Raw genomic sequence first — 22,714 nt, forward strand, 5'->3', positions numbered from 1 at the left:
ATGACGGAAAAAGCACTCGACTGGGTGAAGCCGATGTTGCGGTCGCTGCCAAAGCTACTGCTCGTCGACGACCAGCCGGTGAATATCCAGACCCTCTATCAGATTTTCGCTGACGATCATGAAGTGTTCATGGCGACGAGTGGCGAGCAAGCGCTGGCGCTGTGTCGAGACAAACAGCCCGATCTGGTATTGCTGGACGTGATCATGCCGGGTATGGATGGCCTGGAAACCTGCCAACGTTTGAAAGAGGATGACGATACCGCCGACATTCCTGTGATTTTTGTGACCTCGCAAAATAGCCCCGAAGAGGAGACCCACGGCCTGGAGGTGGGTGCTGTCGATTTTATTAGCAAGCCAGTAAACCCCGCAGTGGTTAGAGCTCGGGTAAAAACGCAGCTCACACTGAAAGCGCAAACTGATGCGCTGCGCATGCTTGCTTCCCTGGATGGTTTGACCGGCGTGCCCAATCGACGCATTTTCGATGAGCGGCTGGATGCCGAGTGGCGGGCATGTCGCCGTTCAGGGTCGCCCCTTTCGTTGCTGATGGTTGATGTTGATCACTTCAAACTCTACAACGACCACTATGGCCACTTGGACGGTGACCAGTGTTTGAAGGCAGTAGCATCGGCGTTGGCTTCCAGTGTTGAGCGCGGACGCGATATGCTCGCCCGTTTCGGCGGTGAGGAATTTGTCTGCCTGTTACCGGATACCGACCTGGAGGGCGCCAAACATATTGCCGAAAAATTGCGTCAGGCCGTTGAAGGGCTGGCGATCCCCCACGTTGAATCGAAAACGGCGGCAACGGTAACGGTGAGTCTCGGGGTTGCTACCACCGCCCAGTGCGATGCACTGGAGCCGCCGGACCTGCTTAAAGTTGCTGATGAGCAGTTGTATCTTGCCAAGCAATCTGGCCGCAACCGCGTCTTTGGCGTGCAATTTCCGCTAGCTCAGCAAGCTGAGTCGTGACATGAACCCGCTAATGCCCCACCTTGCCCGGGTGCTTTCAAGTACGTCCTTACTTTCCTTGCGGCGGGGCTACCACAGCGCGAAGCGGCGTTTGGCCGGCAGGCCGCATACGCTCGATGTGTTCATTCGCGTTGATGACCCCTACAGCTATTTGCTATTGCAGGTAATGGACGATGTCTGCTCGCGCTTTAATGTCGAGGTAAAGTGGTGGGTGATCGTCGAGTCGCCCGAGGACATGTACCCGGAAAAAACCATGTGGCGGGAGTATGCCTGTCGCGACGCTGAACATCTTGCCAGGCTATACAACTTAGACTTTCCCTCACAATTGCCCGCGTTAGAGCAGGCCGCTATCGACCATACGGCGGTATCCCTGCTGTCGTTACCCGTAGACGATTTTCCGCGGCAAGCGCGCGCCCTGCTGGCGGCGCTCTGGCAGGGACGGATGCCGACGCAATTACTCGCGTTGGATTCCTGGGCCCGTCAGTGCCTGGCGGAAAATTCTCAACGCTTACAAACGCTGGGGCATTACGCTGGGGCGATGATTTACTGTGCGCCGGAATGGTATTGGGGCGTGGACCGGCTGGATCACCTTGAACGGCGGCTTATTGCCGAAGGCGGTGCAAAGCGGCCGGATGAAAAGGCGGTGTATACGCGCAGCTACAGCGGTTTTTGTCGCGGTGAGCGCGCCGATGTTGTCGATCCGGATCTGCCCTTAGTGCTCTACTGGTCTGCGCGCAGCCCCTATTCATACTTGGCGCTAGAGAAGGCGGCGCAGCTGAGTGAGCACTACGGCATCGCGCTTGAGGTGAAGCCGGTGCTGCCGATGATGATGCGCGGGATGCCTGTACCTCCTGACAAGAAAATGTATATTTTTCATGACACGGTTCGGGAGGCGGAAAAGCAGGGCCTGGAGTACGGTTTTGTTGCCGACCCGCTGGGCGATGCCGTGGAGCGTTGCTATGCACTTTGTGACTACGCGGAGTCTAGCGGACGCTTGCTACCGTTTTTGCTTAGTTTTGCCCGCGGCGTAAATGCTCAAGGCATTGATGCCGCCAGCGATCGTGGATTGAAGCGTATTATTCAGCGCTGTGGTTTGGATTGGCAGACAGCGCGACAGCAACTCGGCAATGACCACTGGCGGGGCGCGGTGCAAAAAAACCTGGAAGAGATGTATGCCATGGGTTGCTGGGGCGTGCCGAGTTTTCGCTATGGCGAGTTAGTGCTATGGGGGCAGGACCGCATTGGCATTGTGGAAAATGCCATGATAGGTAGCGCGGCCCTGCATCGCTGCTAAGCGACCTGTCGCTTAGCTTAGGCGAGCAAATGTTTTTGCCAGCAGCTGTGATAACAGGCCGGGAAATGCGCCGCTGACAATTTTAAATACCCTCGCGTCGACGCCAATGCAAATACTGCGCTTGTTGCGCTCTATCGCGCCTACAATGCGCTGCGCGGCGTAGTGTGCACTCACGCCAACGCGCTGCGCCAGTCGCATATTTTTCTCTGCCTGCTGTACATCGTCCGATTCTTTGAGTGTGGCCAGAATCATATCGGTCTTAATGGCTCCCGGATGAATACAGCTGACGCCGATTCCCTCGCCACTCAGTTCCGCGCGTAACGAATCACTGAATTTTTGCAGGGCCGCTTTGCTACTGCTGTACGAACACTGGCTGGGAAGACCGAAGAATGCTGCCATGCTAGATAGGTTGACGATGTGTCCTTGTCCGCTGTTTCTGAGCAGCGGCAGCAATTCTCGACTGAGAAACACAGCACTAAAAAAATTCAGTTGGAAGACCTTTTCCCAATCCGCTTGGCGGTGATTTTCAGTACTCTTCTGCAGAGTTATCCCTGCGTTGTTAATCAGAATATCAAGCGATGTGTACTGCTCTTTCAGTGCATCGACTAGATCTATCAGCTGATGGCGGTCGCAGAGGTCGGCGGTGTGACAAGAAATTGTGGCACCTTGTCCCTCCAGTGAATCCGCTAGCTGTTTGAGTGCGTCGCCGTTGATATCAACCAGTGCGAGGTGGCAGCCTTTACTGGCCAGAAGCGCCGCCAGCGCACTGCCGAGGCCACCGGCGGCGCCAGTGATCAAGGCCGTTTTAGCTGTAAAAGAGTTCATCAATTCGCTCGTAAAAAAAGGGCGGTGGCCGGAGGGTGGGCCGGACACCACCTAATGACAGGAAGGTTAGAAGGTTTTACGAAGTTCTATGCCGTAGGTGCGCGGGTCGCCGAGCACAGTAGTGAGTGTGCCGATACTGTCTCCGGCGGCTACCGCACCAATGTCGTAGCGCTCGTCGGTCAGGTTTTTCACGTAGGCGGCAATGCTCAGGTCATCGGCGTCGTTGCTCCAGCTCAGGCGCGCGTCGAAGAGCACATAGGCATCGGCATACGTGAGTGCTTCCTTGCGTTTTGACGCCTCCCACGCGCCTCGGTCCAGGCCGAGGTAAATATCGCTCTTATAGCTGGCGTCTAGTCGGGGCACGAAGCGACCGAACTCGGTATTGAGCGTGTACTGGATACCCAGTGCCGCTGTTTCTTCCGGCGATACTGCAAATTCTTCGTCAGAACGGTCGATGGGAACAAACTCACCACGAAGCGCCAGGGATTTCAGGTCGTTATCCATGAATTCTTCATAGCGATAATTGTTGTTGCTGTAAGTGAAGTTGACCATGGTATTCATTGACGGGAACCACATTACCTCCAGTTCGGCACCTTCGATTACTGATTCACCCGCATTTTGCGAGCCAACTACCAAGGTGTTGTTCGAATCAACATTTACAGTGATTAGGTGCATGTTCTCAAACGTCATGGAGTAGGCCGCAAGATTGATCCGCAGAGAGCGTTCTAGCGCATCGATCTTGATACCGATTTCGCGGTTTTCGAGCTCTTCGGGTTCAACTACGCTCAGGCCGTCTAAGCCAAATGGCTCCTGGAAGCCTGACTTAAAACCGTTGCTCCATGTTGCGTAAACCATCGCCGAGTTGATGATGCTGCCGTCAAGCAGTTCCTCGGGGAAGATATAGGCGGCAGAAGCCATCGGTGTGAATTGACGGAAGGTGTCTTCTCGCTGGTCGATTTTCGCATCGCCTAAGGGCGCTCGAATATCGCCAGTGAAACGTTCGCGCAAGATGTTGTTGGCAATGGTGAGTGGGTCTTGTGACCAACGCCCCAAAAATGCCATGGCCCCCATATCTGGCAATACCGGAACAAAGCGTGGGTCTGCACTAGAAATGATGGAGGTCACTTCAGCGAGGTCGGCGCTGCGGGTAACCAAGTAGGAGTCGCGCGTCTCTTCGGTGTAGCGCCCGCCCAGCGTAACCTCTAGGTTGTCGGTGATGTGCCATGTGGCTTGAGTAAACGCAGCAAAGGTTTCACCGTCGATTTCAAAGTCCTGAACGGTTGCCAATGGCAGTGCGCCCGCGACTAAAGGTAGTGTGCCACCGGGAACAAGACCAGTCAGTGTGTTGAGCAAGTCACCGACAACGCCAATGTCTACACCTTGCTGGCCAGCTGCCAAACCAAGAAATTTGGTGGGCTCGGCACCGACGAGTGGGTTGGCAGTGTTAAAGCGCTCGGACTTGTATTCGTCTTGCCAGAAGATACCCGCCGCGTAGTCGACACTGTCGAACAAAACGCCGTTGAATTGCAGTTCAAAGGTAAGCGATTCTTGCAGGCTGTCGTCGAGTAGGTCTGCTCGCAAAAACTCTGCTGGCCCGCCTTCGTCTGCGGTCGTTTGCGGGTTGAATTTCGTTGCGTCGCGGTAGCCCAGAATAGACTTCATGCTGTGGTCTGCACTGAACTGGTAGTCAAAGGTCAGGCCGAGCATAAGCTCGTCTTGGTCTTTTTTCTGACGCTGACTATCGCCTTGATTGGTGTGCAGGTCTGCCTGTGACTCGCGGGAGTTTGCCTCACAATTGTCTTTGTAGGCCGAGGGATTGTTTGGGTCTGTGTCACCGGGCCAAAGTATGCCGAGGCCGTTCACAAAGAGGGCATCTTCGTTGACAATCCGACAGTGGTACGAGGGGAAATTTTCCCGCGTGCGGCCGACAAAGGCAAAACCGTCGATGGTTAAATCATCGCTTGCCAGCCAGCGCGTTTGGAAAATGGCAGACAGCCGATCGATCGACTGATTTTCCCGGCCGGTGGCGTCCTTCAGGAAGCCGTCGCGGCGGCGGGTGTTTACCGATATGCGGGTCAGCAATTCATCATTGATGGGTAAGTCGACCGCGGCTTGCAGGCGCTGCTCATTGTAGTTACCAAGACTGCCCTCAATATAGCCGCCGAATTCTTCTCCCGGTTTTGTCAGGGTGAAGACCAGAGCACCCCCGGTATTGTTCTTACCGAACAGCGTTCCCTGCGGCCCACGCAGAACCTGAACGCTGTCTACATCGATGGTATCCAAAAGCTGGCCATCCGGACGTGGGATGAAAATACCGTCTAAATAGACGCTCACTGACGGGTCGAAGCGCGCAAAGGGCGCTCGCTGGCCGATGCCGCGAATAAAAATTTGGGGCGATGTGCTGTTATTGATTTGCAGGCTGGGCACCGACTTACTCAACTCCTGAGCGCCGAGTATGCCCTGCTCACGTAGCGAGTCCCCGGTGATCGCGGTGACGGCGACCGGCGTTTCCTGAATGCTCTCAGCGCGTTTTCGCGCGGTGACGATCACTTCTTCAATCACGCCCGCGGAGCTGCCTTGGTTCGCCGCCACGGCGGGGGGCAGGGTTGCCGCCATGAGTCCTGCCAGTGTGAGAGGAAGGCGGTGGTTTTTCTGCGTTTTCATAGAACACACCTTTATCATTATCTGCATAGGTTTAAGGGTTAAAGTTGCTTGAGCACCGTTGGCAGAAGCGGCCGCAATATCGGCCGAAGTGGCCAGAGTAGACGCCTGACGTTGGCAAAGAGCATGTGCATTTCCTGCTGGTAGTCTTCGAAGCTGTGCCGTTGATAATTCAGCAGTGCCTGGGACTCGCGCGTATCCATCCAATGGGTGTAGAAATTTGCCTGTCCGTGAATACCCTCTGGTAGTGGCAATCCCAGCGCTTGAAACGCGGTATTGATGAATTGCCGTTGATTGATTTGGCAGCGTTCCCCGCCACCGAGTAAAAGTGTTTTGGCTTGCGCGGCGGGGCAGCTCAGTGCTCGACTAATCGCTAGCGCGACATCGCGGGGGTGAATGTATTCCAGCGGCGTGTCAGGGTGAATCGCCAGCAGCTGTCGAAGTACCTCGCGCTCTGTTCGCGTGGTGCGAGCATCTACCGAGACCCCCACTCGCATAATCACCCAGGGAATAGCCGATTGCTGAAGGTATTGCTCAACTGCCAGCTTGTGCTCGGTGTATTTGTCAGTGGCGATCACCGGGTCTGCACAATGGCGCAGTGGCGCCTGGCGTTGTGAGTGTCCGAACACGGTTACCGACGATGGAAAGATAAACAGCGGGGCCCGCGACTGCGCTTGCGCCTGGTCGATAAGTGAACAGCTAGCGTCGACGTTTACCCGATGAGCGACAGCGGGTGCACGCTCGGTTAAGGGGGGCAGCATTGAGGCGAGGTGGACGATGGCATCCATGTCGTCGACTAGCGCCGCGTGCTGGGTGCTATCAGTGATATCGCCCAGCAGGATTTCACAGCGTGCTTGATAGGGTTTGGCTAATTGCCGCTGTTGTGGCGCATCCAGGTCGCAGCAGCGCAGCTGATGGCCGTCGGCCAATAGCTGTTCCACCACCAATTGCCCCAGGTTACCAAACGCCCCTGTTACCAGTACTTTCATCGGGCGAGGCCTTTGCCTTTACGGCGAGCTTGTGAACAGTGCGACTGCATAATGTCTCGTTATTTTTTGTAACTGGTTTACATAAGTTGCTCGGCAAGATATATAATTGCGTTACATAAGTCAACGTCGCGGCGTCGACGCCACGCTCGCCATACAAGGCGTGCATAGGAAGAAATAGGCGGGGTTAGGCGGGATAGTTTTTGCGAAAGGTGGCGGCGCCCATGGCGGCAATTTGGTAATCGATCATTTGATCGAAGGCGGCGAGGATGTCGCTATAGTTGCTGCTGTGGTCAAGCGCATTCAGCGCGGCCACAGCGGCCTCGATGGTTGATAGACCGTCACTGCGGGGGGACTTTCGGATACGGTAGTGGCTGGGCGCCGAAGGGCTAATAGCGAGGCAGGGCAACTCTGTGAGCCAGGGGTTCAAGTGCAACAGTCGCCGTACTTTTCGCCAGCTGCCATCGAGCAACAGTATCTGGGAGAACTGACGTTGCTGTGCTTGCGCCGCGCTGAGCGGGTTTTCGCCGGGAAAGATTAGCAGGCATTGCTTGCGCCAGTCTGGGCCCAACAAGGCCTCGGGCTGAAAATACTCGCCGACGACTAATCGACTATCTTGTATGGAGCGCTGCAGTAACGGGGCCGAGGAGAGAGCATGCCGTGCCTCTTTCGGGTCTTGTAGAATAATCAGCTCATATGCACAGCGGCGCGTGACAATAACGTCGCACAGGCAGGTTTTCGTTGGGCGGTTGCATGCGTCGCAGTGTGAGCGTGCCAATGGAGTCTCCGGTTAAGATGTCGCGCGTCGTTGAGGCTACCACTATAGAGGAAAAGGAATTCATGGCGCACTGGACCCCGAATGAAATTGCCGACTTGTCGGGCAAAACTGTGCTGATCACTGGCGCGAATAGCGGCATCGGCTTTGAAACGGCGGCGCAGTTGGCGGCGCGCTCAGCGCGGGTAGTCGTCAGTTGCCGCAGCCAGGAAAAGGCCGATCAAACGCTGCAGCGCATTCAGCAGCTTGTGCCTGGCGCGCAGCTATCGGCGATAACCATGGAACTGTCTGACCTGGATTCAGTTGCCCGTGCGGCTGACGTGTTTTTGTCCACACATGGGCAACTCGACTGTTTGGTAAACAATGCCGGGGTGATGGGCCTGCCGCTGCTGCGCAATGCGCGCGGCCATGAAATGGTGTTTGCTGTCAGCCACCTTGGTCATTTTGCACTTACCGCGCAACTGTTGCCGGCACTGCGTGCGGCGACACAGGCGAGGGTGGTCACGGTTTCCAGCCTCGCTGCGCGCAAGGGGCAATTGCTAATGAATGATCTGCATTGGCAGCACACGCCTTACTCCAAAGTCGCGGCATACGCGCGCGCCAAATTAGCGAATCTGAGTTTTGCACTGGAGTTACAGCGTCGCTTTGACGCCGCGGGCATGGAGGCCCTCAGTCTTGCCGCCCACCCGGGCTATGCGGCAACCAACGTCGCCTATGCCAGCGATGCGCCGGCGGGGTTGCGGCGGCGTCTGTGGGAGTGGATTGCGTATTTGGGGAATCGAATTTTGGCGCAGCCAGCAGAGCAGGGAGCCTGGCCAACGCTGTATGCGGCGACGTCGCCAGTGGTTAGCGGTGGTGACTATATCGGCCCAGCCGGCCCCTTTGAATTTCGCGGCCCGCCCACCAAGGTGGCGGCGGTGGCGGCAGCGCAGGATCCGGCGTTGGCAGCGGAGCTGTGGCGCCAGTCTGAAGACTTATGTGGTGTGAGGTTGTTATGACGGTTATACAGTGGCACGACGGCCTGCTAATGGCCTACGCGGCAATGTCGGTGTTGGTATTTGTGGTACTGCAGTTTTTTATTAAGGCATCGTACGGTCGCCACGATACCGAGGATCGCGCCTGGTGGTGGGGGCCGGGAGTGCCGACGCGCGTGGCATGGGTGATCATGGAGGCGCCGTCGTCAATCGGCTTTGCGGTGATCTATTTTCTGGGTGACAACGCTTGGCAGCCCGTGCCGTTATTACTGTTTGCGCTGTGGCAGGTACATTACTTCCAGCGCAGTTTTATCTACCCGTTTAAGCGCAGCGTTAAGCCGGGCGATAAAACGCCCTTGTTACTGCCGCTGATCGCGCTGTTCACCAACTTTGGCATTTCGTTTCTCAATGCCAGCATACTGTCTTGGTCGTCGTTGGCGATGGATTACACCGCGGCATGGATTACCGACCCGCGCTTGATCTTAGGTGTTGCGCTGTTTTTCGTCGGCTATTACGTCAATCGTCGCAGCGATGCCATGTTGGCCGCGCTGCGCAAACCGGGAGAGAGCGGTTACAAAATACCGCGTGGCTGGTTGTATGAGTGGGTGTCGTGTCCCAATTACCTGGGAGAAATCATGGTGTGGTGTGGTTGGGCGCTCGCAACGTGGTCGTCGGCGGGGGCTGTTTTCCTGTTGTGGACCTTGGCGAACTTGCTTCCCCGTGCTCTCAGTAATCACCAGTGGTATCGGCAGACCTTCGACAATTACCCGGCACACCGCAAAGCGGTATTTCCGGGTATTTTGTAGAGGACGACCCTGCGTTACTGGAGTTCTGGCAAATCTTTGAAGAGGGCCAGCGCATCGGGGTTGGCCAGAGCATCGACGTTTTTCACGGTTTTGCCATGAACCACATCGCGCACTGCCAGCTCGACAATCTTGCCGCTGATCGTGCGTGGAATGTCTGCCACCGCGATAATTTTTGCCGGTACATGGCGCGGCGTGGTTTCCTGACGAATGGTATTGCGGATGGTATTGCGCAGGGAGTCGTCCAGCGTGCAGCCTTCACGCAGCACCACAAATAGGACAACTCGCACATCGCCTTGATATTGTTGCCCGATGCAGATGCTGTCGACAACGTCGGCCACCTTTTCAACTTGGCGGTAAATTTCCGCGGTGCCAATGCGCACGCCCCCGGGGTTGAGCACGGCGTCGGAGCGGCCGTGAATGATCATGCCGCCGTGTTCGGTGATCTCGCCGTAATCTCCGTGGGCCCAGACATTGGGGTAGGTGTCGAAGTAGGCCGCGCGGTATTTGGCATTGTCGGGGTCATTCCAAAACCCGATGGGGGCGCTGGGGAAGGGGCGAGTGCAGACCATTTCGCCCTTTTCACCGACAACGGCGTTGCCATCATCGTCCCAAACCTCTACTGCCATACCCAAGCCGAGACACTGAATCTCACCCTCGTAAACGGGAAGGCAGGGGTTGCCGAGAACAAAGCACGACAGGATGTCCGTGCCGCCGGAAATCGATGACAGGCAAATATCCTGTTTAATGTGCCGGTACACATAGCGAAAGCTCTCGTCGGACAATGGCGAACCGGTCGATAACACGGCTTTTAAAGCACTGAGTTGATGGCTTTCAGCGGGCTTTACCCCGGCTTTTTGCAGCGCTTCGATGTACTTGGCGCTGGTGCCAAAAATAGAAATGCCTTCCTCGTCGGCCATGTCCATCAGCGATTGCGGCTGTGGGTAAAAGGGAGAGCCGTCGTATAGTACAAGGGTTGCTTCGCAGGCGAGGCCGCTTACCAGCCAGTTCCACATCATCCAGCCACAGGTGGAAAAGTAAAACAGCGTGTCCTCACTGCCCAGATCAGTGTGTAAGCGGTGCTCCTTCATGTGCTGAATGAGGCTGCCGCCGGCGCTGTGGACGATGCACTTCGGTACCCCAGTGGTGCCCGACGAATACATGATGTAAAGCGGGTGGTCGAAGGGCAGCTGCTCGAACTCAATATCGTTCGGCGAATACGCGGCGAGTGTCTCCGCCCACAATGTTGCCCCTTCGGGCAGCGATATTTCCTCGGCGGTGCGGCTGACGGGGACAATGATCAGCGTCTCTATGCTGCTGATCTGCGCCTTGATCTGCGACACGCGCGGTAAGCTGTCGAGGGTTTTCCCGCCGTAGAAATAGCCGTCGCAGGCAAATAGTACTTTGGGTTGGATTTGGCCAAAGCGATCCATCACGCCATTAATGCCAAAGTCCGGGGAACACGATGACCAGACTGCGCCAATACTGGCACTCGCCAGCATGGCGATGACGGTTTCGCTGATATTAGGCATAAAGCCGGCAACGCGGTCGCCGCGACCAACACCGGCATTGCGCAGCGCCTGGGCTAACTGGCTGACTCGTTGGTAGAGGCCGGCGTAGCTGATCGTCTCGCGCCGGCCGTTCTCCAGCCGGGAAATCAGTGCGGTTTTATCACTGCGGTTACGCAGCAAGTTTTCAGCGAAATTCAGGCGAGCATCGGGAAACCATCGCGCACCGGGAAATTGGTTCCCGTCTACCAGAACCTGGTCGCTCGTTTGTGAGGCGCGAATATCGCAAAAGTCCCACACTGATTGCCAAAAAGCCTCGGGGGACTCCACCGACCATCGGTGCAGGTCGGCGTAGTTGTCGAACTGGCACTGCTGCTCTCGGTCGAGCTGCTGCAAGAATTGGCTCAATTGGCTGCGCTGAATGCGCGCCGCCGAAGGTTCCCAAAGACAGTTCTTCATTATTCGATGTCTCTATAGCTGGAGCGAGTGATAGGGTAATTGACGTAGACTGCCTTGCTGAGATATTTTTATCAAATTGATAATAATTATTAATTGTTAATTTTTTCTTATGAATGTCAGTGTTAAACAGTTGCGCGCTTTCGTCGCTGTGGCCGAGACAGGCAGCTTCGCGCAGGCATGTGAGCAATTGAATATATCGCAACCGGCGCTGAGCATGGCGGTGAAGAACCTCGAGGATGAAGTGGGTGGAAGCCTGTTTCTACGCTCGACCCGGTCGCTGAGTTTAAGCCCCGAGGGCAGTGCATTTTTGCCAACCGCTCAGCGCCTGCTGCGGGACTGGTCCGATGCCTTTACCGACTTGCAGCGTTTGTATAGCTTACAACAGGGCAAGTTGACCATCGCGGCAATGCCCTCGTTTGCCAGCACACGTTTGCCTGCAGTGTTGGCGACCTACCGGCAGCAGTTCCCCAATATTGATATCGCGGTGCGCGATATTGTGATGGAAGAGCTTATTGAAGCCGTACGCGCTGGCCGTGTTGAACTTGGCGTGGCCTTTGAGCCAGACGATAGCGAAGGGCTGGAATTCGAAGCGCTGTTTACCGACCGCTTTGTGGCGGTATTGCCAGAGGCACACCCCTTACTGACGCGCAGTCGTCTGCGGATAAAAGACCTGCTCGGCGATACGGTGATTACCCTGAACAGGGGCTCCAGTACCCGCCGCTGGACCGAAGATGCCTTTGCCAGGGAGTCACTTTCGCCCCCGGCGATCTTCGAGGCATTCCAGCTCACTACCGTGGGGGCAATGGTGGCCGCTGGTTTGGGGGTGGCGCTAGTACCCGCGTTGTGTGAGGAGCAGATGCATCAATTGGGCGCCCGCTGTAAGCCGATAAGCGGGCGATGCATCGAGCGCAGAGTGGGTATTATCAGGCGCCGACGACAGCAGCTGTCATCCGCGGCAGTGGCAATGCGAGCGTTATTGATGGAGAGCTAGGGGCTTGCCGAGGTGGGTGATGTTAGCAGCGCTACCTTCCCCCGCGGGGATACCCTAAAATACGGCCGCGACCCAGTGACAACGAGGGTGATAGCTGGGGTGATGACAACAATAGAGGGGGAGGACGGATGCTCGGTTTTTTACCGCCTGTGGTAAAGGGATTTCTCGCTGCGTGCCTGTTGGCCATGAATACCGTTGTACTGGCGCCGTTTTTGATGGTGGTATCGTTACTTCGCTTTCTTGTGCCGTTAGCGGGCTTTCAACGCCGCTGCACGGCGGCGGCAGTGTGGATCGCCGAATTGTGGATCGCGATCAACTCTCAGTGGATGCGCTTAACCCAGCGCATGCAGTGGGAAGTGGATGGTATTGAACAACTCGATAAGGACCAGTGGTATCTGGTGACCTCTAATCATCAGTCCTGGGCCGATATCTTTATTCTTCAGCATTTGCTGAATCGAAAAATTCCAATGCTCAAGTTCTTTCTGAAGCAGGAGCTCATATGGGTGCCGGTAATAGGCTTATGCTGGTGGGCGTTGGACTTCCCGTTTATGAAACGCTACAGCAAGGAATACCTGGAAAAGCACCCAGAAAAGCGTGGCCAAGACTTTGAAAGCACCCGCCGCGCCTGTGAGAAGTTTGAGCATTTACCCGTGTCGGTCTTCAATTTCCTGGAAGGTACGCGCTATACCCCTGCCAAACATGACGCGCAGCAGTCCCCTTATAAATGGCTGCTAAAACCCAAGGCAGGTGGCATCGGCTTTGTTGTGGGAGCAATGGGCTCAAGTGTCAAAACCTTAGTCGATATTACCATTGCTTATCCCGGCCACACACAGCCGTCCTTTGGCGACTTCCTTTGCGGACGGGTGGATAACGTTAAGGTTCGCGTGCAGAAACGAGAGATTCCCAGCGAATTTTTGGGTCGTAGCTACAGCGACGATGAGGACTTCCGCTATGAGTTCCAGCAATGGGTTAGCGCACTGTGGAAGGAAAAGGACCAATTGATGGAAGAGCTTCACCGATGACTCTCTGAGGTGAAAAGACCCATGGCCAATAACAATAAAATAGGGGCAGGCAGAATATGAAATTCGACTATGTAAAAACACGACGCGAGGATGTAGCCAGTATTCCAGAGAGCTGGTCAGGCGTAATAAAGACCGTTATGCGTCACTACACCCGCTTCAATGTCTGGGTGTATAAGAAAAGTGGCGGGAGGTTGATGAAAAACTTTCCCGGCGGTTATCCCATTTGTCTTGTTGGTATGACGGGCAAAAAAACGGGTAAAGCCAGAGAGATCGCACTGATTCATCTGCCGCTGGGTGACAAGAAGCTGCTGGTTGCCTCCCAAGGAGGCATGGCATCGCACCCTTTGTGGTATCACAATATCAAGGCGAACCCGGCGATTACGATTCAAGTTGGGCGCGAGCGCCTCGCCTACACGGCGCGAGAAGTGGACGCTGATACCAAGCGGGAACTCTGGCCTCACTTAGTTAGCCTATATCCCGATTTCGATGAATACCAGGCGCGCACTGACCGAGATATCCCCGTGTTTTGTTGCGAGCCGACAGCGCCATAAACGGCGCAATGGTAGGGGCTGCTTTACGCCCCTGATCCGTTGTTGCTAAGCCGCCTTCTTCAGCTTTTTCTTGAGTTTGGCGAGTTTGCCTTCGTGCTTGGCTATTTTCGATTTTCGCTGCTTGATGGCTTTTTTCAGACTGGTGATTTTCTTTTTCGCTTTCTTCGACATGGTGTCTTCCTCTGCTTAAAGGCCACTGAGTATGGTGGGAAAAACGGTGTGCCCACCGATACTAACGAGTAACAGTATAGTCGAGCATATTCAGGCTACTAGGTGTGTGCGCAGGGTTTTAGTGGGGCAGTTTAACGCCGTGGCTGAGCAGCCACTCCTCGTCCAGCTTCCAGATAACGCGGCTGATGCCCTCCTGAGCCATAACCTGCTCTCTGGCGTAGGCTTGCAGGTCGGCCAAGATTTGCTGAGCCTCAAAAAAACGCTCTTCGCTGACAGAGACGTTCTGCAAAGAAGGGTCAATAACCTTAATGATGACGGGCACTGGCACATCTGCTGAGCGAGGTGACGTCATTACCGCGACACCGTTTTTTACCGCTAAAACGCGAAAGCGGTAGGGGTAGCTATTGAGTTTGTCGTCTTGCTTCAATACCGCATTCAATGCGCGAACCTCCGAGGGCTCGTAAAAGATATTTACCATTACGGTGAGGGCGAGCGCGGCGATAAAAAACGCGTAAATCTTCATGCCTCGTGACATAGACAATCTCTTCAGCGGCAAGTGAGTAAACGCGCACTTTAGCGCATTTTTGCTGGAAGTATCTTGATGCGGCTCAACGCAGATAGAGTTAAGGACTTCGGCGTTTGCGAAAGACAGATTTCAGTAAACCTTGAAGCGCTCGCCACCGAGTAATCATCAGCGCGAGGAATATCATCAGGCAGCCTAGCAATTGCGTTGCACTAAGGCGCTCCATAAACCATGCCGCCGCGATCAGTGCCGTCCACACCGGCTCAAGCACCATGATAATAACGCCGTTGCTATACGGCGACAGGCTCTGTGCGTAGGTTTGCAGGTAAAAGCGCAGCGCCGTGCCAACGGTTGCAGAGAGCGTGACCCATAGCCAGACCATCGGTTGCCCGGCCAATACGCTGATGTGCCAGGTCTCGAGCAGTGCTGATAGTAGTCCGGTAACCGCCGCGACGGTGGTCAATACCAAGGTCGTTAGTGCCAATACTGGCACCTGCGGAACGTGTTGAGCGTGTCCGTGTTTATCGGCGCGTGACATCGGGTTGGCCGCGCGCGTGTTCAAATTGAAATACAGCGCAAATAGCGCCGCAGCACAGAGTAATAGCAGTTGCGATAACTCTAGCCGCAATTGCTGATTCAGAGAAAGGAGGGCGAGCCCAACACAGGCAACTGGCAGCGCGACCCAGGTGCTGCGCGGAACCGACTCCTTGAATAACAGCGCCGCAATGACCGGCACTAGAATGACGCCCAAACTGACGATGAACGCCGCTTCACCGACGTGGTTGGAGGCCGCGAGCCCTTCGACCCAAAGGCTCATGGCAATGCCAAAGACCATCCCGACCTTCACGCAGCGGATAAAGTGCGCGCGGCTGAGAACCCGCAACTCCGCTCTTGCCACCATCGCCAGAATGACGGCGGCGATAAGGAAGCGTACCGACATGAACAGCAGCGGCGGCATGATGGCGACGGCTTCCTTGGAGAAGATCCAGCTGATGGCTGCCAACAGCGTAACGATGATGAAAATGGCATCTGCGGGCAGCTTGTTGGATGCATTGGCCGTATTTTCAATCATTGGAACGTCCTAATAGAGGTTTGCTCGGGTGAATAGCACGCTGTTAGCAGACTCTTATCGCTGCTTAGACGAAATGGCATTTCACGCTTTGCGTCGATACGACCCTGTTCGCGTTGTAGGTTGCTTCGCAAAATGCGAATCAAGCCAGATTTATCCGCGCTTGGCTAGCATTTTGCCGGACGTTTCGGGTTCAACGCCCGTGGTAATGGCCTTTAGCGCCAATTTTTAATCAGGAAAAGGTTGGCCTGGCTTTTGCTGAGTAAACGGACCAGTCATTTATTAGTGGTGTTTCAGGGCAAGGGCATGAAATCAGCAAGCAGTTTTCGGCGTAATCTCAGTTGGCTGGCAACCGGCGAACTGATGGTTCGCGTGTCGCGATTGATCACGACACTCATCCTGGCTCGCTGTTTGAGTTTGCAGGACTACGGACTCGCGGCGCTCGCGCTAGCGACCGCGGAGATTGTGAGAATTCTTGCTGCCAATGGCATTGGCAACCTAATCGTCAAAGCTGAGGAGCACAAACTGGGGCGGGTTTCGCAGACGGTGTTTTGGCTTAACCTGTCTATCGGCATCGCGATGTTTGCGCTGCAGTTTTTCCTCGCCCCCCTTATCGCCGACCTTTACCAATCTCCCGTTTTGGCCTCGCTGTTACAGGCGCTGGCATTTAGTCACTTAATTTACCCCTTTGCGATGGTTCAATTTAACCTCTTACAGCGTGATAGCCGCATGAAGGAAGCGGGTCTGATTATGGGGGCCACGGTGACAATGGATAACTTGATCAGTGCCGCACTGGCGCTGAGCGGATTCGGTGTCTGGTCCGTCATTTGGCCCAAGTTATTTGCCGCTGTGGTGTGGGTAGTGGTGATTAATCGGCGTATCCGCTGGGTGCCCAAGCTGCAATTTTCATTGCAGGAACTGGTGACCGCGCGACGCTATTCCGGAGGGGTATTGCTCGCAGAGTGCTTAAAAAACGGCCGCGGTCAATTTGACTTATTTATCCTCGGCCGCCTGTTACCAGCTGACCTGTTTGGGCTTTATGCCTTTGCGCGCAATGCCGGTCTGGGAATCAGTCTGTCGCTGACAAACAGCTTTAATACGGCCTTGCTGCCGAAACTGTGTGATACCCGTCGCGAGGGTGGCGCACTGGAGCCGAGTTATTACGCAAGTTTAAAAACGGCGATGCGACTCATCGCGCCAGTGATTCTTTGCCAGGCACTATTGGCGCCGTTATACGTGCCGTTACTGTTCGGCGAGAAATGGGCGCCAGCCAGTGTGCTTGTTGCGCTTTTGTGTCTGTCGGCGGTTCCTCGAATGGTGTTTGAGTCTGCCAGTATGTATTTTCGTGCGGCTGACAACTTACGCAGTGAAAATCACATTGCCGTGGCCTTCACCGCGCTGTTTTGTGCGGTGATCGCGGCGTCGAGTTTTCTGGGAGCGCAAGCCGTCGCCCTGGCGATGATTATTTGCTATCTCGGCGGCGCGTGGGCGGTACTCGTGATGATACACCGCGCACCTCGCGGTGTTATTCGCGCGCCCTTATCTGCCGCATAGCGCCACTGCGCTCGGCGTGCTTACCCCGTCTTTTATTTTCCCCTGATGATCGTCGCTTTAGTCGGCAAGCTGCCTTGCAAAATGCGAATAGCTTTGCAGTAGCGGTAAAGCTATTTAGCGGTAATTTTTAAAAAATATAATAAAAACATACAGTTAATTTATTTTTTTTGTTTGGCATAGCGGTTGCAATTTCCCTGGAAAGCGAACACCAATGGGGTAATTGATATGCAAGCAATAAAGAATCAGGTCTCCAGTGCCTACCTAATTTTTATTTCCAGCCTGTTTATGCCCGCCGGGTTATCTCTGCGGAAATTTCTACGCAGTGGTTATAAGCGTAGCTACGACATTGTATTAAGTGGCGGTTTGCTATTGCTGCTGTCACCGCTACTCGTCGTTACAGCGGCGGCCATTCTTTTTGAAAGCCGCGGCCCAATTTTCTTCCGTCAGCTGCGTGTTGGAAAGAATGGCGAGCAGTTTTCAATTTATAAGTTTCGGTCGATGTGTACTGACAGAGCACTGCATAGACAAGTGGAATCAATGTCAGGTGACCGGGATGGTATCTGCAAGAAATTCGTAAACGACCCTCGCGTGACACGGGTAGGGCAGTTTATTCGCAAATACTCAATCGATGAGTTACCGCAGCTGATTAATGTACTGCGCGGCGAAATGTCGATGATCGGCCCTCGCCCGGCACTGCCTGCAGAAGTGGCTCAATACAGCGAGTATCAGCGCGGACGTTTGAAGGCATTACCTGGAATTTCAGGCCTATGGCAGGTGTCTGGCCGAGCGGATTTGAATTTTGATCAGCAGGTGGAGCTGGATCTGCAGTATATCCGCCAACAAAGCCTGGCCACTGATTTGCGAATAGCGTTGAAAACGGTACCCGCAGTGTTGTCGGGAAGCGGAGCGTATTGAAGAGCGGGCCGTCGGGTATCTGCCCGGCACTGCCAGTAATAGTGAATGAGGAACCAGCGATGAAAAATAATCACTCAGCACACCGCGATCAGCCCTTAGTGAGCGTTGTTATCCCAATGTATAACGCGGCGGCCTATCTTCGCGAATGTATTGACTCTGTTATTGCGCAGAGCTATCCACACCTGGAGATAATTGCGGTGGATGACGGGTCTCCGGACAACGGTGCCGACATCGTGCGGGGCTACCAGGACTCGCGCATTCTGGTTATTCAGCAAGAAAACAGGGGCTTGGCCGGTGCGCGCAATACCGGTATTCGCCACGCGCACGGCGAATTTATTGCCCTGCTAGACGCTGACGACAGCTGGCATTCGACGAAAATTGCCAGGCATGTAGATCATCTCCTGTCCAACCCTGACATCGGTGTTAGCTACAGTGCATCGCGGTTTATGAACGAAGCCAGTGTCGATATGGGGATCGGCCAATACCCGAAAACAACGGGCGTCACGGCAGTCGATGTATTTTGTCGAAACCCGGTGGGCAATGGCTCTGCGCCAGTCTTCCGCGCAGGCGTATTTAAGGACATCGCCTTCACGAACGCCGCTGTCGGCCATCGCGACCAGCAATTCTTCGATGAATCCTTTAGACAGTCCGAGGATGTGGAATGCTGGTTACGGATTGCGCTCTCGACGTCGTGGCGATTCGAGGGGCTGGCGCAGGCCTTAACGAACTACCGAGTAAACGGAGGCGGCTTATCGGCGAACTGGGTCAAGCAATTGGCCGCCTGGGAGCGCAATGTCGACAAAAATCGCGCGCTGTCGCCATCATTTTTTAACGACCACGAAGGCTTGGCGCGAGCTTACCAGTACCGCTACCTTTGCCGGCGTGCCATTCAATCTCGAGATGCGAAGAATGCGGCGCTGTTATTGCTGAAATCACTGCGCAGTGACTGGACGATCTCGCTTAGGGATCCTGTAAAAACGGTGCTAACGGCCGGGTGCGCATCGCTGTTGCTGATTCTTCCCACTCGCGGATACGACACCGTTGAGCGACTGATTATGTCGTCAATGCCGTCATAGGTGCGCCGACAAATGGAGTCCTTAACAAAGCTTGTTGTTAGGCGCGCCCCGCATTATCGGCGGTGGCTCGCCTTGCCTTCCTTGTGGCCACTGACATTGAGCCTGGCGATTTTGTTCTCGGTACTGATGTTGTCGAATACCCTGGGCGTGTCGCCAGAGGCGCTCATAGATGGTCGCACCGGCAGCAGAGGCCAGGCGGATTGGTACGATGGTTTGCTGGCGAAACTCAGTACCATAGTCTTGGGTATGAGTGCCGCCATATTGCTATTTGCCGTGTATCTACGGCGGCAGGATGAGCGCTTCCATTGTCGCAGTAGCGCCAGCTTTTGGTTTGCAAGTTATACCCTGTTATTGCTTTTGCATGATTTATTCTCTGCGCCGATGACAACCGGCAGTATTTTGGTTGATGTTATCCGAGCCTGTTTCCAAGCGGCGTTGGGTTTGTTAGCGCTTCTTCTACTTTGTCTGTTTCGCGGGGTTGTCGGCCGGTCGCGACGCTATGCGCTGACTGCGGCGATGTGCTGGGGTATTTCCGTTAGCGTTGATGTACTGATCGACAGTGGCATCAGCAATGGTGTTGCGCTATTGCAGCTAGAGGAGGGAGCGAAACTGCTGGGTATTTTTTTCTGGGGTCAGTTCTGTGTAGAGCTTTCCAGCCGCAGTATTCGCGAGCCGGCACATATTGGCCGTCGTACTCCACCGCCTCTGGGTGACCACTATGAATAAACCACGCTTGATCTTCACGTTGGCCCTTAACGGTTATCACTTACGCTATCGGCAGTGCATTGCTGCTCAGCGGCAATACGCCGAGCGTGTCGGCGCCGAGTACCTAGCCGTTACCAAGCCAAGTGTGCACTCGCTGTGCAATGAGGTGGCCTGGCTAAAGTTGTACTTGATTCGAGACGCCTTGCAATGCGGCTACGCCGAGGTCATGTTTATAGACGCCGATGCGCAGCCGCGTGCAGACGCCCCTGACTTTAGCGAGGCTATGTCCGTCGGAAAATCGATATTTGCGGCCAACGGGTATTCGGGGCGTATTAATTCTGGGGTGTTGATATTTCGCGCTGGGCCCGAATCACTGGCGTTTTTAAACCGTGTTATCGCCGCAATGACAATGACACTGCCGCAAGAGGATGAAGTGGGCTGGGGCGAAAACGGGCACATTATTCATTTCCTGAAAACGGAGAGCCGCTTTCAGCGTATCTCGTCGCGCTGGAATAATAATTATTGCCCGCAGATGAATGACTATATTCGCCACTACAGCGCTGGCCCGCTGCGCGACATGTTCAAGCCGCGATTAGGCGAAGTCATTGGCTTTTATGGCTATCGTATAATCATGCGATTGTTACGCAGTATCGCAAAGGCTGAATCGGGCGGCTCTCCCTCACAGCAGCTGGAAGCGTTGTGCAAAGCTGTCCGCACAAACCTTCCCCGCAATAGTGCGCTGTCGACAGCCACTCCCCGGATTACGCCGCACATTTATTGCGAAAATAGTTTGCCCCACAAAAAGTAACGCCGTGGCTAAATACCGCCTGCCATTGGGCGGCGCAGGCTAACGCTTCAGTAGCAAGGCAAGTTCCCATTTCAATTTCCGTTTTGGTAGTAGCCAGCAACGTTTGTCACGTAGTAAGGCCCGCGCTTTATCATATTCGCCGGCCTGTATGTTTAGCTGCGCGATGTGAAGAATATGGTTAGCGGTCAGCCTTAACATTGCCTTGCTTCGCGGATCGTTGCTTGCCTCGGCTGTGGCTCGCAGGCGCAGGCTGAATGGGCACTCCTGATCGGGGGGATTACTAATACACGCACGATTGTCGGCATCTTGTCGGTAGAGTGCTTTGTATGACCGGGAAAAGGCCATTGGGTATTTATAGGCGATTCTCACCCAAAGGTCCTGATCTTCTCCCATTGGTTCATGCAAAGGAAATGCACCAATCTCCTCGAATACGGATTTTGGAATGCAGCAGCTCGACGGGGTAATGGGTAGTTCGCCCCGACTGGCGACCTCGAAAAAATCATAGCTGAACTGGCTGTGATTTATTGTGCTCGCTGGAAAGCGCGGGTGGATGGGGCGCTCTGTTCCGCTGTTTTCGTAATAGTGGGAGTAGGCCGTTGAGTAGGCGCCGCATTCGGGAAATAGGTGAATAAGCGCCTCGATTTCTTGTATTAACCCGGGTTTCCATAGGTCATCGGCGTCCAGAAACAACAGGTAGTCGGCGGTTGCTGCACTGATGGCAGTATTTCGAGCGGCGGAAACACCGGCGTTCTCTTGTTCGATAAGGCGAATACGCGAGTCAGATGTTGCCAGGCTGCGAACTTTCTCCGGGCCGTCATCGCTGGAGCCGTCATCGACAACAATAATTTCCAAGTCGTCGTAGTTCTGCGCCTGTATGGAACGCAGCGCATCGCCAATGTGTGCAGCCTTGTTGTACAGGGGAATAAGAACGGAAAACCGAGGTTGTTTGTCTGTGCTGCGGTCAACATTTGAGGTCGTCATGGCTAGTGAGTCCAGTTACTGAGGGCCATTTTTTCCGCGTCGGCAAGGGGCAAACGGGGCGGGACATAGCCGCCCCGATGTATCGTCGCTATTGCGGTGCTTAGCGAGTCTTTGTCGACATGCCGGCTATCAATGGAAAAGTCAGTCGATTGCTGAATATCGCGGCACCAATTTTCGCATTTACGGTGATAGTTCAGGGAAATACACGGGGTATTGCTGAGGTAGGCAAAGACCGCCGCATGGAGTCGCATCGCCACGATCATTGATAGCTTGCTGATTTCCCTAACGGCCTCATAGGGGTTTGGGTTGTAGGGAATAATCTTGCAGGGCGTCTCGCCAAGCCGCGCGCATAAATCACGGTGTACTTGTTGATCTCCTAATGTGGGGTGCCCATTGAAGTCGATCAAGCGTATCTCCGCGCCGGTTTCGCGATGATGTTGAATCAGGGCGTCGGCGAGTATCTGGTTGCGCACATGTTCAGCGTTCTCATCGCCGGTGAGCCGTTCGACGGGACAAAGTGCAACGCCGATAGCGTTGTCGCGCTCGGGCATTAGCGCGTGCTGGAACGCGGGCTGGCTGATCATACTAGGGGCCAGGTCGAAGGTCAGTGCGGTATTGGCGTTGGGAGCGATACTGCGGGCGATATCGAGACTGGTGTTGTCTCTCAGCCCGGTAAAGGTGCAGGCATTTAGGAATGTTGCGCAGGCTTTTTCTGCCGCTACGTCATTGAATGGGCCCAGGCCGACGCCTGCTGCACAATGCTGGTTGCTGGTAGCGAGTTTTAAATAGTGGGTTTTTTGCGCAATATCTTTTGCGGTATGGAAGACAGATCCGCCGCCGATGATAATGTGCTCGCTGCGCGCCGCGGCCCAATACTTGAGCAGTCGATCCTGGCCTTTGAAGCGTTGCTTTTTTGCCTGCACGGCGCTTAGCTGCAGTTGCTGCAAGGCCTCACTGCCGCTGGCGCCAGTGGCGGCAATATTTCGGCTGTGATATCGGCGGCGCGCGCCCTCGGCAGCGGCGGCCATGAGCATATCATCGCCGGTATTTTGCATGCCGTAATAGCCGATAAGCAGGGTGTTGAAGGCAGCCATTTT

22 protein-coding genes are annotated in these 22,714 nt (G+C 54.8%); 12 read left to right on the forward strand and 10 right to left on the reverse strand.

Annotated elements, in window-relative coordinates; genetic code table 11:
* Together ABNS66_RS06840 and ABNS66_RS06845 are read left to right on the forward strand one after the other, a co-directional pair.
* Entirely contained in the window at positions 1-966 is a 966-nt protein-coding gene (locus ABNS66_RS06840) for a diguanylate cyclase (protein ID WP_286836721.1), read from the forward strand.
* A 1-nt stretch (position 967) separates the two neighbouring features.
* Entirely contained in the window at positions 968-2,260 is a 1,293-nt protein-coding gene (locus ABNS66_RS06845; protein WP_286836722.1) for a DsbA family protein, read from the forward strand.
* Between the two features lie 12 nt (positions 2,261-2,272).
* On the opposite strand, the gene ABNS66_RS06850 is transcribed toward ABNS66_RS06845, so the two are convergent.
* The 4 genes from ABNS66_RS06850 to ABNS66_RS06865 all read right to left on the reverse strand — a co-directional run bounded on the left by ABNS66_RS06850 (position 2,273) and on the right by ABNS66_RS06865 (position 7,510).
* On the reverse strand, positions 2,273-3,085 hold the full coding sequence (locus ABNS66_RS06850) for an SDR family oxidoreductase (protein WP_204995217.1): 813 nt from the start codon (positions 3,083-3,085) through the stop codon (positions 2,273-2,275).
* Between the two features lie 66 nt (positions 3,086-3,151).
* Complete coding sequence (locus tag ABNS66_RS06855) at positions 3,152-5,749, reverse strand: TonB-dependent receptor (RefSeq protein ID WP_286836723.1); 2,598 nt, start codon at positions 5,747-5,749, stop codon at positions 3,152-3,154.
* A gap of 38 nt (positions 5,750-5,787) precedes the next feature.
* The gene (locus tag ABNS66_RS06860; RefSeq protein WP_286836724.1) at positions 5,788-6,735 is read right to left on the reverse strand and encodes an NAD(P)-dependent oxidoreductase; all 948 of its coding nucleotides are present in this window, start codon (positions 6,733-6,735) and stop codon (positions 5,788-5,790) included.
* Between the two features lie 184 nt (positions 6,736-6,919).
* Positions 6,920-7,510 (reverse strand): tRNA-uridine aminocarboxypropyltransferase, encoded by a 591-nt coding sequence (locus ABNS66_RS06865; RefSeq protein ID WP_286836725.1) that lies wholly within the window; start codon positions 7,508-7,510, stop codon positions 6,920-6,922.
* A 62-nt stretch (positions 7,511-7,572) separates the two neighbouring features.
* Between ABNS66_RS06865 and ABNS66_RS06870 the strand changes: the two genes are divergently transcribed.
* Together ABNS66_RS06870 and ABNS66_RS06875 are read left to right on the forward strand one after the other, a co-directional pair.
* Entirely contained in the window at positions 7,573-8,505 is a 933-nt protein-coding gene (locus ABNS66_RS06870; protein WP_286836726.1) for an oxidoreductase, read from the forward strand.
* The gene (locus ABNS66_RS06875; RefSeq protein ID WP_204995222.1) at positions 8,502-9,287 is read left to right on the forward strand and encodes a DUF1295 domain-containing protein; all 786 of its coding nucleotides are present in this window, start codon (positions 8,502-8,504) and stop codon (positions 9,285-9,287) included. The genes ABNS66_RS06870 and ABNS66_RS06875 overlap by 4 nt, the downstream gene beginning before the upstream one ends.
* Before the next feature lie 14 nt (positions 9,288-9,301).
* On the opposite strand, the gene ABNS66_RS06880 is transcribed toward ABNS66_RS06875, so the two are convergent.
* Entirely contained in the window at positions 9,302-11,251 is a 1,950-nt protein-coding gene (locus ABNS66_RS06880) for an acetoacetate--CoA ligase (RefSeq protein WP_286836727.1), read from the reverse strand.
* 109 nt (positions 11,252-11,360) lie between these two features.
* On the opposite strand from ABNS66_RS06880, the gene ABNS66_RS06885 reads away from it, so the two are divergent.
* The 3 genes from ABNS66_RS06885 (at position 11,361) to ABNS66_RS06895 (ending at position 13,815) form a co-directional block, all read left to right on the forward strand.
* Entirely contained in the window at positions 11,361-12,242 is an 882-nt protein-coding gene (locus ABNS66_RS06885; protein ID WP_348655289.1) for a LysR family transcriptional regulator, read from the forward strand.
* 128 nt (positions 12,243-12,370) lie between these two features.
* Entirely contained in the window at positions 12,371-13,264 is an 894-nt protein-coding gene (locus tag ABNS66_RS06890; protein ID WP_286836729.1) for an acyltransferase, read from the forward strand.
* Between the two features lie 56 nt (positions 13,265-13,320).
* Positions 13,321-13,815 carry a nitroreductase family deazaflavin-dependent oxidoreductase gene (locus tag ABNS66_RS06895; RefSeq protein ID WP_286836730.1) on the forward strand — a complete coding sequence of 165 codons (495 nt, stop codon included), beginning with the start codon at positions 13,321-13,323 and terminating at the stop codon, positions 13,813-13,815.
* A gap of 45 nt (positions 13,816-13,860) precedes the next feature.
* On the opposite strand, the gene ABNS66_RS06900 is transcribed toward ABNS66_RS06895, so the two are convergent.
* The 3 genes from ABNS66_RS06900 to ABNS66_RS06910 form a co-directional block, all read right to left on the reverse strand.
* Positions 13,861-13,986 carry a hypothetical protein gene (locus ABNS66_RS06900; RefSeq protein ID WP_275587302.1) on the reverse strand — a complete coding sequence of 42 codons (126 nt, stop codon included), beginning with the start codon at positions 13,984-13,986 and terminating at the stop codon, positions 13,861-13,863.
* A gap of 118 nt (positions 13,987-14,104) precedes the next feature.
* On the reverse strand, positions 14,105-14,521 hold the full coding sequence (locus tag ABNS66_RS06905) for a hypothetical protein (RefSeq protein WP_286836731.1): 417 nt from the start codon (positions 14,519-14,521) through the stop codon (positions 14,105-14,107).
* 88 nt (positions 14,522-14,609) lie between these two features.
* Positions 14,610-15,581: a DMT family transporter gene (locus tag ABNS66_RS06910; RefSeq protein ID WP_286836732.1), complete on the reverse strand. Its 972-nt coding sequence runs from the start codon at positions 15,579-15,581 to the stop codon at positions 14,610-14,612.
* A 303-nt stretch (positions 15,582-15,884) separates the two neighbouring features.
* On the opposite strand from ABNS66_RS06910, the gene ABNS66_RS06915 reads away from it, so the two are divergent.
* The 5 genes from ABNS66_RS06915 (at position 15,885) to ABNS66_RS06935 (ending at position 20,636) form a co-directional block, all read left to right on the forward strand.
* On the forward strand, positions 15,885-17,132 hold the full coding sequence (locus ABNS66_RS06915; protein WP_286836733.1) for an oligosaccharide flippase family protein: 1,248 nt from the start codon (positions 15,885-15,887) through the stop codon (positions 17,130-17,132).
* Between the two features lie 225 nt (positions 17,133-17,357).
* Positions 17,358-18,047 (forward strand): sugar transferase, encoded by a 690-nt coding sequence (locus ABNS66_RS06920; RefSeq protein WP_286836735.1) that lies wholly within the window; start codon positions 17,358-17,360, stop codon positions 18,045-18,047.
* 59 nt (positions 18,048-18,106) lie between these two features.
* Positions 18,107-19,123, forward strand: a complete 1,017-nt coding sequence (locus ABNS66_RS06925; RefSeq protein ID WP_286836737.1) for a glycosyltransferase family 2 protein — start codon at positions 18,107-18,109, stop codon at positions 19,121-19,123.
* Positions 19,124-19,135: 12 nt separating this feature from the next.
* On the forward strand, positions 19,136-19,849 hold the full coding sequence (locus tag ABNS66_RS06930) for a hypothetical protein (protein ID WP_286836738.1): 714 nt from the start codon (positions 19,136-19,138) through the stop codon (positions 19,847-19,849).
* Entirely contained in the window at positions 19,842-20,636 is a 795-nt protein-coding gene (locus ABNS66_RS06935; protein WP_286836739.1) for a hypothetical protein, read from the forward strand. Before ABNS66_RS06930 ends, ABNS66_RS06935 begins: the two co-directional genes overlap by 8 nt.
* Positions 20,637-20,675: 39 nt before the next feature.
* Here the strand turns inward: ABNS66_RS06935 and ABNS66_RS06940 are convergent, their stop codons facing one another.
* Both ABNS66_RS06940 and ABNS66_RS06945 read right to left on the reverse strand, forming a co-directional pair.
* Positions 20,676-21,617 (reverse strand): glycosyltransferase family A protein, encoded by a 942-nt coding sequence (locus ABNS66_RS06940; RefSeq protein ID WP_286836740.1) that lies wholly within the window; start codon positions 21,615-21,617, stop codon positions 20,676-20,678.
* Positions 21,618-21,619: 2 nt separating this feature from the next.
* A complete protein-coding gene (locus ABNS66_RS06945; RefSeq protein WP_286836742.1) occupies positions 21,620-22,711 on the reverse strand; it encodes a polysaccharide pyruvyl transferase family protein in 1,092 nt (363 codons plus the stop codon).
* Between the last annotated feature and the right edge of the window lie 3 nt (positions 22,712-22,714).

The organism is uncultured Spongiibacter sp., assembly GCF_964011655.1.
GTDB classification, from domain to species: domain Bacteria; phylum Pseudomonadota; class Gammaproteobacteria; order Pseudomonadales; family Spongiibacteraceae; genus Spongiibacter; species Spongiibacter marinus.